The organism is Corallococcus sp. CA053C, from assembly GCF_003611675.1.
Taxonomy (GTDB): domain Bacteria; phylum Myxococcota; class Myxococcia; order Myxococcales; family Myxococcaceae; genus Corallococcus.
Genome location: NZ_RAWA01000205.1, coordinates 1 through 16,692, shown reverse-complemented (window position 1 = coordinate 16,692; position 16,692 = coordinate 1). Strand labels below are relative to the sequence as shown.

Here is a 16,692-nt window from a genome sequence, read left to right as displayed (position 1 = left end):
GCGAAGGCGGACCTCGCGGCCTTCGGGCGCACGCCGTCGGACGCCACGCCCCGCGAGGTCTCCGCGTTCCACGCCTTCTGGGAAGGCATCCCGGCGGAGCGCCAGCTCTCGTTCCTCGGCGCGCTGTCCGTGCTGGAGGGCGTGGCGCGGCACCTCGGGGGCGACACACGCCAGGGGTTGGGGCGGCTCGGCCTGGACAGGACGCGGGCGCGCTTCCTGCTCGTGCACCTGGACGTGGACGTGGAGCACGGCGCGCGGGCCCAGGCGCTCTGCGAGTCGCTCGGTGCGCACGGCCCCGAGCCCCTGCTGGACGGCGCGCGCCAGGCGGCGGACTTCTGGGTCGCCATCCATCGCCGGGCGCTCGCGGAGGCATAGGCCGAGCCCCCGCGGGCCAGCCAGGGTCGAGCCCCTCCGAGTCTGGTTGAGCGAAAAAAACGCCAGGCCGAGCGAGGCGCCCTTGTCCTTCTGAGCCAGGAGGAGGCGCGATTTCCCAGGGTGCCCACGCTGACGGCCACCCTGGGCCTCAAGGGCGAGCGCCCCGTCGGATGGGCTGTCCAAGACGAAGGGGATGCAGGTGGCCTTTGCCCACCCATTGCTGGGCTTTCAGTGGCGAGGAGTACGGGACTTGAACCCGTGGGCAGGGCGATAGGAAACCTCAAGCAGGACGCGCTGTTACCCGCTATCGCCCTGAGTTCCCTCGGGTTCATTATTCCTCCCCGTCCCAACCCGTTCCGGGGTGTGCCCCGTTGAACCACGCTGAAGGGGCACACTGGGGGCACATGCAGCCCAATCAGGTCAATCCGCTCACGGACGCAAGCGGCCAGGGTTCCCCGGTCTCCCAGGGTTCATGAGAAGCCCGTGGGAGGCTGACGGTAGCGTGTGCCCTGGCAAGGCGTGACTGGTGGGGAGGGGCAGGTGAAGGATCGCGGGTGCGCGTACCGGCGGAGACAGCCGGAGGGGGCGGTGCTGTACGAGGCAGTGAGGGACAACCTCGCCACACTGCTTTCTCGTCGCCGTATGTAAGGAGCGAGGGGTGTTCCCTCCTGCAACGCGATGGGCGCACAGGTGACGGCGGTGCACTTGGTGGAGCGGGTGCTGCCGCACGTGCCCTACCGGAAGTGAACGCTGTCTTTTCCGCACTGGGGCCGGTGGGGGCTACTCAAGGATGTGGGACTGCTCTCGGACTGCAGTCAGGTGCGGAGAGGTTTATTTGCAGTCGTCCGCCGGGCGCGTACCCTTTTGGCCTCCCCGAGCGCGAGCCCGTGCCATGAAGCCTGACATCCGCGTCCTCGCCGTCGAAGCCGGCGATCTGCTGAAGTCCGAGACGGCCCTCAACGAGATTGACCGCTTCGGCGCAGCCGTGTTCCGGGTTGCAGTCGAGCCCTTCCCCATGGTGGGCATCACCTCACAGCGGGCGAAGAGCATCTTCAACTGGCTCTGCACCGTTGGGCGCACGGAGATGGAGCCGACGGCTCGCTCTCAGGCGGTGCGCACCTTCCTTCACCAGCTGGCCCACCACAAACCGGAACTGTGCACCAGGCTGGACGATGCACTTCGCCGAGCCAGCTTCGACGTCCCGGGCACCACGGCCGCCCCTCCGGATGTCACTGCGCTCCAGAACGAGGAGCGGGCGAAGCGGCGCGCGCAGTTTGAGCGCACGCGGGGGGCCCTGCTGACGCGCTTCGAGGAACTGGCGACCTCGGGCTTCGCCCAGACGCGCGGCTACGCGCTCCAGGACTTGCTGAATGAGTTGCTCGCCCTGCACCAAGTGCCTGCGGCGAAGAGCTTCACCCGGAGCGAGGGTGGGGAGCAGATTGACGGGGCGTTCGAGTTGGACGGCTGGTACTACCTCGTGGAGTGCCGCTGGCGCCGGAAACCGGCCGATGGGCGGGACCTGGATGGCCTGCTCGGCCAAGTGGCGCGCTCGGGCAGGCAGACGATGGGGCTCTTCCTGTCGATGAACGGCTGGTCGCCGAACGTGGTGCCCCTCCTGAAGCAGAACCCAAACAAGTCCATCCTGCTGACCGACGGGGTCGACCTGCACGCCGTACTGAGCGGTGGCATCTCCTTCCAGGACCTCCTCAGGGCCAAAAGGAAGAGGCTGAACTTGGCGGCCGAGCCCTTCTACCCGTACCGCGAGATTGCGTTGGAGCACGAGGCGTAGGGCGCCCCTCAAGCGAGGGCGGAGCCGGGGCCGCAGGAGGAGAGCGCGTTGGTGGGCGCCAGAGTGGAGGAGTTGCAGAAGGAGCGCACGCCCCACTTGGATTGGGCGGGACTGCTACACAGGCCGTTCGTGCTGGACGTGTTGACCTGCGTTCGGTGTGGAGGTCGGCGCCGGTTGCTGGAGTAACTGACGGCCCTCGACAGGGTAAGCGCCATTCTTGAGCACTTGGCTCTGCCTACGCGGCCGGGGTTCAGATGGTGCCAGCGCAAGGGCTGCCCCAGAGCGCATGGTGTTGCGCCCCAAGCTCTCACGCTGCCGCACAAGCCCACGCCACTGCTGCCTGCCACCTGAGTGGGCCGCATAGGCAGGTGTGTACCCCAAGGGCTGCTCGGCTTCTGAACCTGTTCGGCGCACAGCCAGGAGGCATCCAGCCGCAGCTCTCCTTGGCGTCTATACACCTGCCCACCACCCTCAACACAGCGCGTTACTCGATTAAACACACCTCCATCACATTGGGGGTGTCCACGGAACCGGGGAACTCTCAAAAGAAGGAGCGGGCGCTTATTAGAACGCTCGAGTAAGTTACGCCGCCATGGCGGAAAAGGACTCTAAATACGATCCCCTTGTCATCGAGAAGGTGTTTCCTGCCCCAGCAGCCCTTCTGGTGGACAAGCAACCGGCAGTGAACGTCATGGCGAAGGAATGTCTGTTCGTCTTGGATGCGAACACGCTACTTGCGCCATTTTTAATCGGGAAAGAAAGCTTAAAAGACGTAAAGAAGGTCTTCGCAAGCCTAGTTAGCCAGGATCGCCTATTTCTGCCTGCGCAGGCAGTCCGTGAGTATGCCAAACATCGGGCATCGAAGATCGCGGACATCTACACGCACATTCAGCAGAAGCTTTCCTCTTTGCCGTCCAATCCTCAACCGCTGGCAATTCCCATGTTCGAGGATGTTCCGGCATACACAGCGGTTGGGGAGGGGGCCGACAAAGTGCGCAGTGCGGTTAAGGAGTACAAGTCAAAGCTGCAAGAATTGTTATCTCAAGTTCGGAATTGGCACGGCGACGATCCGGTCAGCACGCTATACGCGAGCATATTTCTTGAGTCTCATGTCATCGAACATGGTAAGAATTTGGAAGACTTGTCAGCCGACCTTGAGCGTCGCACAACCCATGGCATTCCGCCGGGTTTCAAGGACAAGGCGAAGCCGGACGGTGGGATTGGCGACGTGGCCATCTGGCATACAATCCTGAAGTTGGGAAGTGATAGGAAACGTGATGTCATCTTCGTGTCCAACGATGCCAAGCCTGATTGGATGGTCAGAGGGGGGGACGAAGGACTGTTTCCGAAATTTGAATTGATTGCAGAATTCCATCGTACGACAGGACATCGTTTCTGGATACTTCCGTTCGATCGGTTCCTTGAGTTGCTTGGCGCTGCGCCAGGAACTGTAGTTGAGGTCGCGTCCACCACGGATGTCCCGAGCACGTCTTTCGCAACTAAGATAGCCAGTGACTTCCTCGCGGCGCTTGCGAATGTAGAAACACTAGACCTGGATGCCGTATTTCACCGGCTCCATGGTTCAATTATGGCCTTTCTCGGACCTGATGAGTCCGATGAAGACGCAGAGTATGAGTATATACATGACCAGCGTTTCAGTGCACTTGTGAAGCGATTCGGGGATCTTCTATCTGTGTACTTGACGCAAAATGATCTAAAATTTGGACAGCCCAAAACCCTCAAGAGGGTTCTGGCATTGCTGATTCGTATGGATGAATTGAATAGAGAAATCGCCTATCACGCTGCGCGCATGAAGAGGAGTACAACTGAACAGCAGCGTGAACTGCGCGAACTGGCCGAAGAATTCATTGAGCTCCATATGAAGATTACAACTGGGCTTCACTTTTAGACGTCTATACTGGAGGAGCACATTGGGAGTACATGGCGGGCCTTGTTCAATGCTCCGTCTTCGACCCGGCCGGGAATGTGACGCTCCTGTGAGTGACGGTGCGCGGCCCCTACCTCCCACAGCTTGAGGGTACAGGGCAGCCGAGTTGCGCGCGCTCCCCTCGATGCCCACCACGACTGCACCGGCACCATTCGCGGGGATGGGTGCCTTTTTGCCACCGGGTAAGCTCCACTTCTTCCCCGTGGAGTCTACCGGCGACGCCCCCGCCAGCCCCCGGTGTCAGGGAAGTTGTCGCCTCGGATAACGTGCCGAGCTAGCGACGCACTGGGGGTGAGAGCAGGCAGGACGAGGTGCCGTGCACGGATGGGTTCAAGGCTCAGCTGGTGAAGCCGATGGTGGGCTCGGCTTCGGTGAGTGCCGCAGCCTTGCCCCGCCACGCGGTAGTCTCGCAGTTGACGCTGTCGCAGTGGCTGCGCGAAGCAGATGGAGTGGCGGCCATAACGCCTCGTCTTCAGAAAAGAGGCCTGCGCCGAAGAAGTGGACGCCAAGGGAGAGGCTGCGCGTGCTGGCGGCGGCACAGGGCATGAGCAGCGAGGAACCGTGAGCGGTGCTACAGCGCGAGGCGTTTTCCGGGCTGTCCCCACGCCTGATGAAATTCACGCATCCTCTGTTGGAGTTTCGTCCGGGCTGCGCGTCTCGGCGACGGGAGGAGTGATGCCACCTTCGTCGTCCGGTACCTCCAAATCCCAGAGCCTGTCACCTGCCTCTACGAGCGCCCGCTGAACCTCCCTCACCGCGTCTTCACCCGTGTATGACCCCAACTGCGCCAGCCGCGCACGTAAGAGGCCCTCCAACTCCAATGCCGTGGCGAAGCGCTCCGAGGGCTCGGGCTTCAGCAGCGTGTGGAGGATGTCGCGCAGGGGCACAGACAGCCCTTCCGCCGCGCGCTCCACGTCCACGGAGCGGTAGGACATGGCACACCGGATGAGGTCCTCCGCGAAGGGAGGCAGCGTCAGCCCCAGGGAGGCAACGGACGCCGCCAGCACCTTCTCCCGCTCCACCCGCGACAGCCGCGCCTCCACCCCTTCCGCGAGCAGGTGGCCCGGGTCGTAGAGGTGTCGGCCGGTGGCGAACTCCAGCAGCGTCAGCCCCAGGGAGAAGAGGTCCGCCCGCGCGTCCACCTCGTCGCCCAGCAATGCCTCGGGCGCAGCATAGAGGACTTCGCCTTGGGGCCTGGGGAAGGACGTCGCCACGCGTCCCGTCAGCCGGGAGAGGGCCACGCCGAAGTCCGTCATGCGCACCTCGCCGCGTGGCCCCAGGCGGATACGGCCCGGGTTGACGTCACGGTTGACGATGCCCAGCGGCGTGCCCGCTTCATCCGTGCGCGTATGCGCATAATCCAGCACTGCCGCCACCTCCGCACCCACGTAGAGGACGAAGGACTCGGAGAAGTAACGCCCGCAAACTTGGGCCACCGACAGCAACGTGTTGAGGGACAAGCCCTCCAGTTTCTCCATCACCACGCACAGCCCATGTGGCATCTCGACAAGACAATGGACGCGCGCGATGCGCGGGTGCTGAAGGTAGCGCGCGAGCTGCACCTCCTCCTCCAACCGTATCCGCGTGCGCTGGAAGCCTTCGGGCGGCTCTTCGCCTTGCGGCAGCGGGATGCACTTGAGCACCACGCAATCACCCAGCCCTTGGGGCGTTCTGACGAAGGCGAGCAGAACGCGCTCTCCGAGCCGCCCTACTCCCAGGTCCCGGAAGAATTCGTAGGAGGTATCCCCCTGCGTGAAGAGCACGACACCGCTGGAGAGCGGCGGATCAGATGGGTGGGCCATGCGGATACCCCCTTGCGATCGCGCGATAGGAGTTCGCGCGAAGGAATGTGCAAGGTAGGGCTCGCACCGCCCAAGGGGAACGACGCGGCGGGTTCAACGTTTTCCGAAATCCCTCACACTCTGGGTGAGAAGGACCGGGCCTGAATCGTAAACAGGCGTTACGTCGGGCAGACGCCTCAACGCCAACGTTCGACGGCGATGCCGGCCAAATTACGGCGGGTCACGATCTCGCCCGGCTTGGACTCTTCTTCGAGAGTGGGCCAACCGGACTCATTCCGATCTCCCAATTCGATGCAGACCGGCACCCTCTGGCCATTCGGAAGTCGGGCTTCGGTGTAGCGAGCTAACAGCCGGTCCTTGTTCCCCGTCCACAGGTAGCCGGAAAGCAGCGTGCCCTTGGGGAGTGCGGTCACTTCGTCGGTATACACCTCGCCCGTCACAGGCCCCTCGCGGTAGACCCCAAAGTCCCCCATGCCCTTCTGCCGCGCGTCCACCCAGAAGGGGACAGTGGCCTCCCTCTCCATCGCCAGACCGCCGTCCTTCTTCCTGTTGAACATCGCCCGGCGTGCGGCCTCGGGACATTCCGCAGGCTCGGGCCGAACCTGGGCTCCCGGGCACCCCAGCTGGAGGGCGGCTGCGGCCGTCAGGCCCGCGCACGTCTTGAGGAAGCCACCCCATTGCACCGAGGGCCAGCCCTGAGAGACGGCCAAAGGCCTCGGTTTCCCGGCGGAGGGAGCGGGCGGAGACGACATAGGAGCGGGAGCGCGCTTCACGGGAGGACTTTCCTTCGGCTCGGGTGCAGACACGGGAGAGGCTACTTCAGGGGGCGTCATGGCGGGCGCTGGAGGGGGAACAGGTGGCTTCGACGCTGGGGCCTCCTGCCGTGCGGAGGGGGTTACCAGCGCTTGCTGTAACGCCGGACGAGACTCAGAGGGAGTCATGAAGTGCCAGAGCATGAGGCCGCCCACGAGCACGGCGAGCGCCACCACGAAGGCCCCTCGCGTGTTCGCGAGTCCAGGCCGGGCAACCGGGGCGGGCTCGTCCTGCGACAGGGCGGAGGAGGGCGCCTCAGGGGCGAGTTGGATGGGAGGCTTGGGAACGTGGAATGGTTCCCTCCACGCCACTCCCACCTCAGGCAGCAGTGCCGCCAACTCGCGCTTCATCACCTCCGCCATGGGGGCACGCTTCTCCGGGTCCCGGGCAACGAAATGGAGGACAGCCGCGCCCAGGGCCGCAGGCACCCGAGGGTTGAGCGAATGCGGCGCGGGCAACTCCAGCCTGCCCCCCAGGAACATGGCCGGAGATTCACTCCAGGGGCGCGCAACCGTCAGCAGGTCATAGAGGCAGATGCCCAGCGCGTAGACATCATCCGTAGCTCTGAAAGCGTAGCGCGCCTCGGACTCCTCGCCATGCTCGCGCAGGAACTTCGTGGCCTCGGGGGAGCGGTAGCGCCGGGTGCCGGGCGGCAGCGGGGAGTCCGTCAATTCGGGCGCCTGCGCGTAGCTGCCCACCCCGAAGTCCAGCAGGAAGGGCTCGCCGTCGGAGGCACGCACGAGGATGTTGCTCAACTTCAAGTCACGGTGGAACACACCCCGCGCGTGCACGTGGGCCAGGGCGGAGGCGAGCTTGACGAAGAGGGCCACCACCTCGTGCGCCGTGGGGTGCATCTTCTCCATCCACTCGCCCAGCGTGTAGCCCTCCACGTAGTCCTCGACGACGTAGAGCCAGCCCCGTGTCGCGTCGTTCCATCGGCCGTGGGCGTACGTGCGCACGATGTTGGGATGGCCGCTCACCTGGGCCAGGCAGACCATCTCCCGCATCAGGCGCGCGTCCGACTGCTCCGCGTCTCCACTACTGGCGCGGTGCATGGCCATCTTCAGCGCGAAACGCTGGCCCTCCTTCTCCACGAGGTAGACGGCGCCGAAGGAGCCCGAACCCAGGGCCTTCACCACGCGCCATCCATCCACCATCTGCCCGGGCTTCAAGCTGGCGGGAATGAAAAGCAGCATGGCCCGCGCTTCTAGAACACCACGGAGGGGATGAGAAGGCGCCGCCCTCCCGTGCTGTCACGTAGCTCCACCCGGCGTGCGTCGCCCTTGGGCCAGTCTTCGCCACGGAATTCCACTACGACCCGCGCCAGCCCTCCTGGGACGACGTGCGGCTCTCTCATCGTCACCGTGACGGCACTGGAACGGACTGGGGACAGCCGGGCCTCCGTGGGTGTCCAGGGCGCCAACCCTTCATTCGTGACGTCAAGCGAGAGCGCGACCCACCCTTTCCCTCGGAAGACGATGACACGGTCTGCTTTCAGCCCGTCAGTAGGCTTCGTTGGCTGCAATGTGGGCTCGTTCGTCTGGACGCCTTCAGGGCCCATCGTCCCGGCCAAGATCATGCCCGAAGGCCCTGTGGCCGCGCCTCGTGCCCGCAACGAAGCCAATTCGGCATCCTTGCCCGCGCACGCGGAGCGCACCTCGTCCAACTCGGCCTGCACCGCCTCGGCTGTGCGCGGCAACCGGGACACCTGAACCTGAGCATCCACCTGCGTGGCATTGGTGACGAGCGCGAACACCACACGTGCCGGGGACATGCCGTCCGCGAAGGGCACAGTCAGCAGGACGCGCTCACTCGCTGCCACATCGGCCATGGGCTTGATCATGATCAGCCGGTCAGTGGCTACGAGCAGCTCCAAGCGGTCTCTTGCGTCCCCCATCTTCACACCCGCGCGGTCAACAGAGGAGTCGAACTCCAGTGCGGTGAGTGAGCCTGACGCGACATGCAGTTCCACCGGCTTGCCGGTTGCGGACTGGGAGAGCGCGACGCGACGCTGCACCAGCTCACGCCCGCGTAGGATCTCCTGAGCCGTGACGTTCGTTCCCAGCAAGAGAAGGGACAGCAGCAGCAACGGACGGGAAACCAGGAGCACCGGCGGGCAACCTCCGAGAAGACGGCGCCGACCGTAGCAGGTGCCATGGGGGCGCAGGTCTCCGCGCATTCTTCGCACGCGGTCGTTTCGGCAAGGAATCAGGTGGTACGCCGCACATAACGAGGCCCCGCATTTTTCCTGAGAATTTTTCGAGCGTGTGGGACCGCCGAGCAAGCCTTGAAGAGGCCGGGCTCCGGAAATCCGAGCCGGGGGGGAGCCACTCCCGCCCCCCGCCAGGCCGGGCAAGCCGTCCCGCTCCTGAGAAAACGACAGGGCACGTGAGCCAGTCCCAAAAGCCGCAGGCATTTACGCGGGTACGGGAGATTCGAAACATGCTGGAGCTGGTTGAGCAGTACCGGCCCCGCATCATCGAAGCGCTCGCCCGAGAGAACGACGGAGCGAGCGAGCCACTCCCAGGAGGTGCCCCCATTGAACAGGGGAAAGGGAGATTCGAACCATGCTGGAGCTTGTTGAGCAGTACCGACCCCTCATCATCGAAGCGCTCACCAAGGCCTCGCCGCAGGGGCTGACCGTGAAGGAGCTGTGCGCCGCGCTTGGAGCCGGAGAGCAGGTGGTCCGCCGTTGCCTCGCCGCCCTCGTGCTGGCTGGCGTCCTGCGCGAGGCCGCGAAGTACACGCCCGGAGCGCGCGGCGCGGTGCCTCGGGCCTACAGCCTCACCGACGCGAATCGCGAGGGTGAGCCGTGAGCGCCCCCCCAACGCATCCAGGACGCCGCTCCGGCTGTCGGCTCACTGCCCCGCCTCCCGGCACACCGGGGCAAAAAGCGGGGCACCCTCGAACGCGAGAAACGCCCAAGAAATCAACGGTTTGGCGAGCCCCTTTTGCTCACTGCCCCGCCTGCCCCGCCTGTTTCAAAGAAGAGAGAGAGAAAGAGAAGCACATACCCCAGAGAGCAATTGCAGACATTCAACTCCTCTCATTCTCTCCATGCACCACTGCGTGTGTTCCGCTGAAACAGCGGGGCAGCGGGGCAGGTCGCCAGATTCTCTAGTGATTCTCGCTGCTTAAGCCCGCCCCGCTTTCCGCCCCGCCACTCAATCCGCCCCGGTCTTGCACCGGGTGGCCAGCGCAGCAGCCCTTGGGCTCGCCGCGATTCCCTTCTTTTGCCCTCGGATGTCCCTTGGAAGCCTCTGACCCGAACTCGACTCCCTCACTGGAAGCCGCCGCCCTGGAGTACGCGGGGCGCGGTTGGCATGTCTTCCCCTGTTTCGAGCCCGTTCGCGCGCCCTCCGGCGCCCTCGTTTGCGCTTGCCCCAAGGGAGCGGAATGCAGCCAAGCGGGTAAACACCCACGCACACGCAACGGAGTGAAGGACGCCACGACGGACGAGGCCCAGATCCGCGAGTGGTGGCAGCAGTGGCCGTTCGCCAACGTCGCCATCGCCACGGGTGCCCTCTCCGGCGTGGATGTTGTGGACGCGGACGCGAAGGCCGACGGAGTGGCGACCCTCGTGAGGCTGGAGGAGGAGCGAGGCGAGCTGCCCGATACCGTCACGGCCCGCACCAGTGGCGGCGGCTGTCACGTCTACTTCCGCCACGCGGGCATGATGTCGAAGGCTGGCAGCCTCGCGCCCGGTATCGACACCCGGGGCAATGGTGGCTACGTCATCGCTCCCCCGAGCATCCACCGCACGGGAGAGCGCTACGCATGGCTTGAGGGAGCGTCCCCCTCCGAGGTTCCACCCGTCGAAGCGCCACAGTGGGTTCGCGATGCAGCCCAGGCGAAGCGCACGCGGCCCACGCTTGCGAAGGGGGAAGCCGCGGTGAGCATGTGGCAGTCCCCAACCGGGGATGGACTCACCGAATCCCAGCTCTGGACGCGGTGGCACGCGACAAGCGCCACGGAGCATGCGGCGGCGGTGAAGCGCATGAAGCAGGGCCAGCCCTTGTTCCCCGCTGGGCATCATGAAGGGAACCTCTGGGCCTTCCTCTCGTACCTGCGCTTCAAGGCTCCCGAGGCATCGGACGCAACCCTGTTGCGGCTCTTGGCTCCGTCCGTGACGGCGATGAACTGCGCGAAGCACGACACCGCGCATGTTGCGGAGCGCCTCCGACGAATCAATGAGGATTACGGCGCCGCGCTGGCCGAGTCCGTGCTGATCACCGCCGCACTGAGAGGCACGGCCGATTCCCGCCCGTCAACCGGGGCTCCTCCCACCCTCGATGCGCCCTCTGGCGCTGATGGCTGGATGGCAGCTCCGGGCTACGCCATCTACGATGGCCAGTCGCTCGGCATCTTCAAATTCACCGACAAGGGCAACCTTTCCACCATCGCCGCCGCCCCCATCAACATCACCGAAACAGGGGAGGACGAGCACGGCACCTGCTACGTGACGGCGCGGTGGATGTACGGGCACCGCGAGCGAGTGGAGACGATGCCGCGCGCCAAGGTCTCGGGAAACGAAATCCTGGAACTGGCCGGTCGCGGAGCCCCCCTCACCAGCAGCAACAGCAAGAAGGTCCAGGACTTCCTCCAAGCCCAGGAGCAGCACAGTCACGCGAGCTTGCCCCGGGTGCGCATCTTCACCCAGAGCGGCTGGTCCCACGACATGAAGAGCTTCGTCGTGGGACGGCAGGTGATTGGCGAGCCCGGCCGCGTCATCATGCCCGGAGAAGCAGCCTTCCTCGATGCGCTTGAGCCGCGGGGCTCGGCGGATGAACACCTGCGCTTGATGCTGGCCGTTCGTGACAGGAGCCCCTTCGCTGAAATGGCGTGGGCTGCTGGCTTCGCGGCACCCCTGTTGCGCCTCTTGGGCCTGCGCAGCATGTGCCTGTCCATCTGGGGTGCCTCTGGAACGGGGAAGTCCGCCGTGCAGGCCACCACCACGTCGGTGTGGGGGCGTCCTTCTGGCCTCAAGGTCAGCGGGGACGTCTCGTCAGCCGCGTTGCAGGGAGAGCTGTCCCGTCACCGCGACCTACCCACCTGGATTGACGACACCCAAGTCACGCGTGAGGGGATGACGAACCTCATGGCCTACATCGTGGGGACGGAGACGAGTGGCGCGCGGGCGACGCAGACCGGAGAGCTGCGCGCGCGGAAGACCTGGCGCTCGCTGGCTTTCATCTCGGGGGAGAAGCCGCTGTTGCAGATTGGAGGCGCGGCAGGGGCGAAGAACCGGACGCTGGAGGTGTGCGCCCAGCCATTGGGGGACGCGGGCCTCGCCACGCTGACGCATCAAGGTTTGGAGAAGCACCACGGCCACGCGGGGCCCGCCTTCATCCGCGCGCTCATGGAGCACTACGCGGGCGCGGAACGACTCGACGAACTCCGCGAGTTGCACCGCAAGCTTGCAGCCCAGATGGTGACGGAGACAACGGAGCAAGCACGCTACGCCGCGCTCCTCGTGTTGGCCGACTTACTCGCGCGCATCCACATCTGCGGCGAGGCCGATGCCCACGCCCAGGCAGCCGCGCTCGAAGCGGGGCACGCCTTCTGCGCGGCGGTGTTGAAGGAGTCCCGCGAGACGAGGACGACAGCCGATGCGGCCTATGACTTCATCATGAGCTACGTCGCCGCGAGCTGGGCTGGCTTTGAAAGCCCCGTCCCCATCAAACGCCCCGGGATGCTGATGGACGACAGGGACTCCAGCGGGAGACGTGTCGTCGCCATCTTCCAGACGACGATGCACGACATCGCGAGGGAAGGACGCTTCGACACCCGACAGGTGATGACGGAGCTTGCCGCGAAGGGATTGGTGTTCAAGGAAGAGGGCCACCTGACGCGCAAGGTCTCCGTCGCGGGCAAGCGTGTGCGTGCCTATTGCTTGGTGCTGGATGACGAGAAGGCAGGTGCGGAGAACGTCCAGCGGATCCATGCGCTCCCGTCGCAAATGGGGAAGGTGACGTCATGAGCCGTCGCGCTTGCCAGAACGGGCCCAGGTCACCAGCGGACGCGCCCACCCATGCGGCTTTCGACTTCCTCACCGTGGACGAGGCCGCAACGCTCCTGCGCGTGAACCGGAAGACGCTCTACGAGTCGATCCGACTGGGGCAGGTGCCGGGAGTTCTCCATCTCCGCAGATCCATCCGCATCCGTCGCGACGCGTTGTTAGCATGGCGGCCGGGTAACAGCGGTCCTGCGCTCGGAGAGCAGCCATGAGCGTCAGGCAGCGGAAGTGGAAGACGAAGGAGGGAAAGGTGCAGGAGGCGTGGTGGGTGGACGTGAAGTACCAGCACCCCAGCGGGAAGGTGGAGCGAGTGCGCAAGGCATCGCCCATCAACACCCGTCGGGGCGCGGAAGGGTACGAGCGTCAGGTCCGTCACGCACTGCTGACTGGAACCTTCGGGAAGGAGAAGCAGAACGAGCCGGGCCGCATCCTCACCTTTGGGGAGTTCGTCCCGCGCTTCATCACGTACAGCGAGAACAACAACAAGCACTCCAGCGTCGTCACCAAGCGGCAGATCCTTGATGACCACCTGCTCCCCTCGTTTGGGAACACGCCTCTTGATGCCATCGGTCCAGCGGAGATCGAGGACTTCAAGGCCGCGATGCGGAAGAAGCCAGCGGGTATTCCCGGTAGGAAGGACGCCCCCTCAAAGGATGCCCTGCGCAAGCGCAAGGGCGCCGGGGGGAAGCTCCTGAGCCTCAAGTCCGTCAACAACGTCCTGACCGTGCTGCACAAGTTGCTCGCACTGGCCCAGGAACAGGGCGTGCTCCAACACGTCCCGCGCGTGAAGCTGTTCAAGACGGCGAAGCCCGCTTTCGACTTCCTCTCTTTCGAGGAAGCCGAGCGACTGATCGACGCGGCGGAACCAGAGTGGCGGACGCTGATCCTGTTGGCGCTCAAGACGGGACTTCGCCACGGAGAGCTGATCGGGCTCCAGTGGGGCGACCTCGACTTGCCGCGCGGCAAGCTCCAGGTGCGCCGTTCCATCTGGCAGGGGGTAACGGGACTGCCCAAGGGAGGCCGGGGACGGACGGTGGACCTGCCCGTATCGGCCGTGGACGCGCTCAAGGGCCACCGCCACCTGCGCGGCGCCTACGTGTTCTGCCAGCCCGACGGCCAGCCCCTCACCGCTAGCATGACTGAACACCGGCTGAAGCGGGCCGTGGGCCGGGCGGGCATCACCCGCGAACAGGGGGCCATCACATGGCACGACCTGCGCCACACCTACGGCAGCCACCTCGCGATGCGGGGCATCCCCCTCAAGGTCATCCAGGAGCTGATGGGGCATGCCACCGTCGACATGACGATGCGGTACGCGCACCTGTCACCCGAAGCGAGGGAGAGCGCGGTGCAGGCGCTTGACCGGCCCATGCCGCAGGCGCACGCCGTTCCGGGCTAGCAACGCCGGAGGGGCACATGGGGGGCACATGACGGGACGGAGAAAAAACAAAAGCCCAGCAACCCCGTAGGATTGCTGGGCTTTTAGTGGCGAGGAGTACGGGACTTGAACCCGTGGCTGAAGGCGCTAGGAAACCCAGGCAGGACGCGCTGTTACCCGCTAACTCACCAGCTACGGGTGGTGGTCAGGCTTCATCGTCCGGCAGGAGCGTCCGGAGAAGCTCGTCGTCAGGACCGAGCGGACGCCAACCAGCGGGGGGAGGGTTGGCGAGAAGCGCATCGCCAGCCCGATCAACTTGTTCCTTGTGGGTTTCTGGGGTGTAGGCAAACCAATGGCCGAGCGCTATGGCAACCTCCAACCGAGCGTCGTCATCCAGCACGGGCGGCCAACCGGCGGGGAGACATGCGTACAGCTCGCGCACGCACTGCCCGCGCACCAGTCGTGTGAGCTGCTTGCTACGCTCCGCCTCCGCCACCAACCCACTGAATACCTGCACCCCGGCGATGTCGTCCCGTCCAAGCTCCTCGGCCAGCGCCACCAGCGATGCGGTCGGGCGCGCTTCGGCAAAGGCGGTCAGCGAGTCGTAGCCGCGTTCGCGGACGCGCTCGTATATGCGGGTCTTCCAGTCTCCCTTCCAGGATCGTCCGTCGGTCATCGTCCTCTCCCTGGAATGAAGTTCATCGGGATGTCGTACTCCTTCAAAGACCCCGCGACGATCCGCAGGATCGTGTTCCGCGTCAACATCCGGCCAGCCCTCGTCTCAGCCTTCAGCAGCGCCTCCATGATCATCCGGTTCCACTCACCGGGCCACATGCGCCCCAGCTTCCAGTTCCCCCCACCGTGAATCGCCTCATGGTGGGCCTGCTCCAACCGGACGCAGAACTGGTCGATGTCCATGTCGCCCTTGAAGCCGCGCTGCTCGAACCACTCGCGGTGCTCTTGCGGTAGCACGTGGTGTTTCGGGGCGTCCGACATGCCCGCCCCCGCTCTGCCGGTTTCATGCATGCCGCGCACTTCGGGGCTGTCCCCCAGCGCTTCGCGCACGCCCTTGGGCAAGTCCTGGTGCGCCTGGGCCATCATGACCTGTCCGCCCTGAACGAGGACGGCCGCGCTGACGGCAGGAACGGAGATGACGCCCGCCTGCACGAGCCTTCGCATCATCTCCACCCACTCCGCGGAGACCACCATCCGCGAGCCCACCATGACTCCACCCGAACTCATGACGAGGCCCACGCCCAGCGTCACAGGGGCCGAGGGCGGCACGCGGGGAAGTGACATCTTCATCGTGGAGATCATCGTGACCATCTCCACCGCCTGCATCGCCGCGATGACCTGCCCGCCAAATTTCAGGGTTGCGCGGGTCTCTCGCTGGAGCGTGTCGAACTCACGCGTCAGCTTCCCCATCAGCTCTGGCATCGCGGTCGTCGCCGCCTCCACCCGCTCCGGGTCCAGTGAGGCGAGGTCCGTCAGCGTGGGCTCCATCATTCCCTGCACCCGCTGCAGGTCCGTGAAGAGCTTCTCGACGCTGCACATCGGGCAATTGCGAAGCACGGCGTCCGCGAGGTGGAGGAAGTCCACCCAGGTGGCCAGCAGGAGGGTCCCAAATTGGGCAGCCTGGAGCTTTGGCCCCGTCATGCGCAGCAGGCCCAGCTCCATGTCCGTGTCGCCGACTTCCGAGGCCGCCTCCGTCAACACGGTGGCGCTCCCAAGCGCGCCCTGAAGCCACGTCACCTGATTGGAACCCAGGTCGAGGTAGCGCGTGAAGACGCCGGTGAGGCTCCAGCCCCAGAGGTCCGGAGGACGGGCCGCCAGCTGGGTGAACGCGGCCTCGACGCGGGTCAGGGAGCCCTTCACGTCTTTCGTCGCGTCGAGGACTGCCTGCCGCGTCAATGCATTGCTCCGGACCCCGCCCCCAGCGGCTGCCTCCCTGCTGACGTCTCCCACGGCGGTCACGTCGTCACGCGGCCCCTGGCGGCGCAGGAGCCGTTGCTCAGACCCGGAGAAGGCGCGTGGAACGGAGTCCCACGCGCGCGGGGGCCCATCGCTCGGAGTTTCCACCCACGCGGGCGAGGAGGCCTCACGCGGCGCGTAGCTCAAGCTTCGGCTACGCCCAGGCACCTGCGACACGGAGGTGCATCCCGTGGCCAGCAACACCAGGGCCAGCACCAGGGCGTCAGCGCGCATGGTCCACCCCCAGGCCCACCGAGGCGAACGCCCCTGGCCGCAGTGTTCCCTCCGGCGTGGGGAACAGCAGCGTGCCGCCTGTCCCCAGCGCATAGAGCTTCCCGCCCAGGAATCGCCAGCGGACCTCAGCGGCCCCCAGATAGCGCGCGCCCGGCTGCCCCATGCCCACCCCGAGTCCCTTCAACGCCACTTCCACGCTGCGCGCGAAGAGCTGCATCGCCACGCGCCCGTCCATGTCGAAGCGGCCCCACGAGAAGACTTCCGCGCCCAGCGATAGTTTCAGTTGCTTGGAGAGGCCGCAGTAGCGGACCGCGTCCCAGCCCACCTCCACCTCGCCATAGGCGGAAGTCCCGTCCGGGAAGGGGG

At 65.4% G+C, this 16,692-nt stretch carries 12 protein-coding genes and 1 pseudogene; 7 read left to right on the top strand and 6 right to left on the bottom strand.

The window, feature by feature from the left end; genetic code table 11:
- The 3 genes from D7V97_RS24910 to D7V97_RS44260 all read left to right on the top strand — a co-directional run.
- A partial coding sequence (locus D7V97_RS24910) for an iron-containing redox enzyme family protein (RefSeq protein ID WP_147444971.1) occupies positions 1 to 375 on the top strand: 375 nt, incomplete at its 5' end.
- A gap of 892 nt (positions 376 to 1,267) precedes the next feature.
- Positions 1,268 to 2,164, top strand: a complete 897-nt coding sequence (locus D7V97_RS24905) for a hypothetical protein (protein ID WP_120613130.1) — start codon at positions 1,268 to 1,270, stop codon at positions 2,162 to 2,164.
- Positions 2,165 to 2,756: 592 nt separating this feature from the next.
- Positions 2,757 to 4,073, top strand: a complete 1,317-nt coding sequence (locus tag D7V97_RS44260; RefSeq protein WP_147444970.1) for a PIN domain-containing protein — start codon at positions 2,757 to 2,759, stop codon at positions 4,071 to 4,073.
- A gap of 656 nt (positions 4,074 to 4,729) precedes the next feature.
- On the opposite strand, the gene D7V97_RS24900 is transcribed toward D7V97_RS44260, so the two are convergent.
- The 3 genes from D7V97_RS24900 to D7V97_RS24890 form a co-directional block, all read right to left on the bottom strand.
- Entirely contained in the window at positions 4,730 to 5,914 is a 1,185-nt protein-coding gene (locus D7V97_RS24900) for a protein kinase (protein ID WP_120613129.1), read from the bottom strand.
- A gap of 176 nt (positions 5,915 to 6,090) precedes the next feature.
- Complete coding sequence (locus D7V97_RS24895) at positions 6,091 to 7,923, bottom strand: serine/threonine-protein kinase (protein WP_120613128.1); 1,833 nt, start codon at positions 7,921 to 7,923, stop codon at positions 6,091 to 6,093.
- Positions 7,924 to 7,934: 11 nt separating this feature from the next.
- Positions 7,935 to 8,837 carry a DUF2381 family protein gene (locus tag D7V97_RS24890; protein WP_158623452.1) on the bottom strand — a complete coding sequence of 301 codons (903 nt, stop codon included), beginning with the start codon at positions 8,835 to 8,837 and terminating at the stop codon, positions 7,935 to 7,937.
- Between the two features lie 457 nt (positions 8,838 to 9,294).
- Here D7V97_RS24890 and D7V97_RS24885 point away from each other — a divergent pair, with 457 nt between their 5' ends.
- From D7V97_RS24885 to D7V97_RS24870, 4 genes are all read left to right on the top strand, one after another.
- Positions 9,295 to 9,543 carry a hypothetical protein gene (locus D7V97_RS24885; protein ID WP_120613126.1) on the top strand — a complete coding sequence of 83 codons (249 nt, stop codon included), beginning with the start codon at positions 9,295 to 9,297 and terminating at the stop codon, positions 9,541 to 9,543.
- 392 nt (positions 9,544 to 9,935) lie between these two features.
- Entirely contained in the window at positions 9,936 to 12,707 is a 2,772-nt protein-coding gene (locus D7V97_RS24880) for a bifunctional DNA primase/polymerase (RefSeq protein ID WP_120613125.1), read from the top strand.
- On the top strand, positions 12,704 to 12,955 hold the full coding sequence (locus D7V97_RS24875) for a helix-turn-helix domain-containing protein (RefSeq protein WP_120613124.1): 252 nt from the start codon (positions 12,704 to 12,706) through the stop codon (positions 12,953 to 12,955). The genes D7V97_RS24880 and D7V97_RS24875 overlap by 4 nt, the downstream gene beginning before the upstream one ends.
- A complete protein-coding gene (locus tag D7V97_RS24870) occupies positions 12,952 to 14,142 on the top strand; it encodes a tyrosine-type recombinase/integrase (RefSeq protein WP_120613123.1) in 1,191 nt (396 codons plus the stop codon). Before D7V97_RS24875 ends, D7V97_RS24870 begins: the two co-directional genes overlap by 4 nt.
- 184 nt (positions 14,143 to 14,326) lie before the next feature.
- Here D7V97_RS24870 and D7V97_RS24865 read toward each other — a convergent pair whose 3' ends face one another.
- The 3 genes and pseudogenes from D7V97_RS24865 to D7V97_RS24855 all read right to left on the bottom strand — a co-directional run.
- Positions 14,327 to 14,797: an NUDIX hydrolase gene (locus D7V97_RS24865; RefSeq protein WP_120613122.1), complete on the bottom strand. Its 471-nt coding sequence runs from the start codon at positions 14,795 to 14,797 to the stop codon at positions 14,327 to 14,329.
- A complete protein-coding gene (locus D7V97_RS24860) occupies positions 14,794 to 16,326 on the bottom strand; it encodes a DUF2380 domain-containing protein (protein WP_120613121.1) in 1,533 nt (510 codons plus the stop codon). The genes D7V97_RS24865 and D7V97_RS24860 overlap by 4 nt, the downstream gene beginning before the upstream one ends.
- A pseudogene (locus tag D7V97_RS24855) lies at positions 16,316 to 16,692 on the bottom strand (hypothetical protein); the annotation flags it as partial. The gene D7V97_RS24860 and the pseudogene D7V97_RS24855, both read right to left, overlap by 11 nt.

Coding starts and splice junctions, on each gene's coding strand:
- D7V97_RS24905 (WP_120613130.1), top strand. CDS start 1,268: ATGAAGCCTGACATCCGCGTCCTCGCCGTCGAAGCCGGCGATCTGCTG.
- D7V97_RS44260 (WP_147444970.1), top strand. CDS start 2,757: ATGGCGGAAAAGGACTCTAAATACGATCCCCTTGTCATCGAGAAGGTG.
- D7V97_RS24900 (WP_120613129.1), bottom strand. CDS start 5,914: ATGGCCCACCCATCTGATCCGCCGCTCTCCAGCGGTGTCGTGCTCTTC.
- D7V97_RS24895 (WP_120613128.1), bottom strand. CDS start 7,923: ATGCTGCTTTTCATTCCCGCCAGCTTGAAGCCCGGGCAGATGGTGGAT.
- D7V97_RS24885 (WP_120613126.1), top strand. CDS start 9,295: ATGCTGGAGCTTGTTGAGCAGTACCGACCCCTCATCATCGAAGCGCTC.
- D7V97_RS24875 (WP_120613124.1), top strand. CDS start 12,704: ATGAGCCGTCGCGCTTGCCAGAACGGGCCCAGGTCACCAGCGGACGCG.
- D7V97_RS24870 (WP_120613123.1), top strand. CDS start 12,952: ATGAGCGTCAGGCAGCGGAAGTGGAAGACGAAGGAGGGAAAGGTGCAG.
- D7V97_RS24865 (WP_120613122.1), bottom strand. CDS start 14,797: ATGACCGACGGACGATCCTGGAAGGGAGACTGGAAGACCCGCATATAC.
- D7V97_RS24860 (WP_120613121.1), bottom strand. CDS start 16,326: ATGCGCGCTGACGCCCTGGTGCTGGCCCTGGTGTTGCTGGCCACGGGA.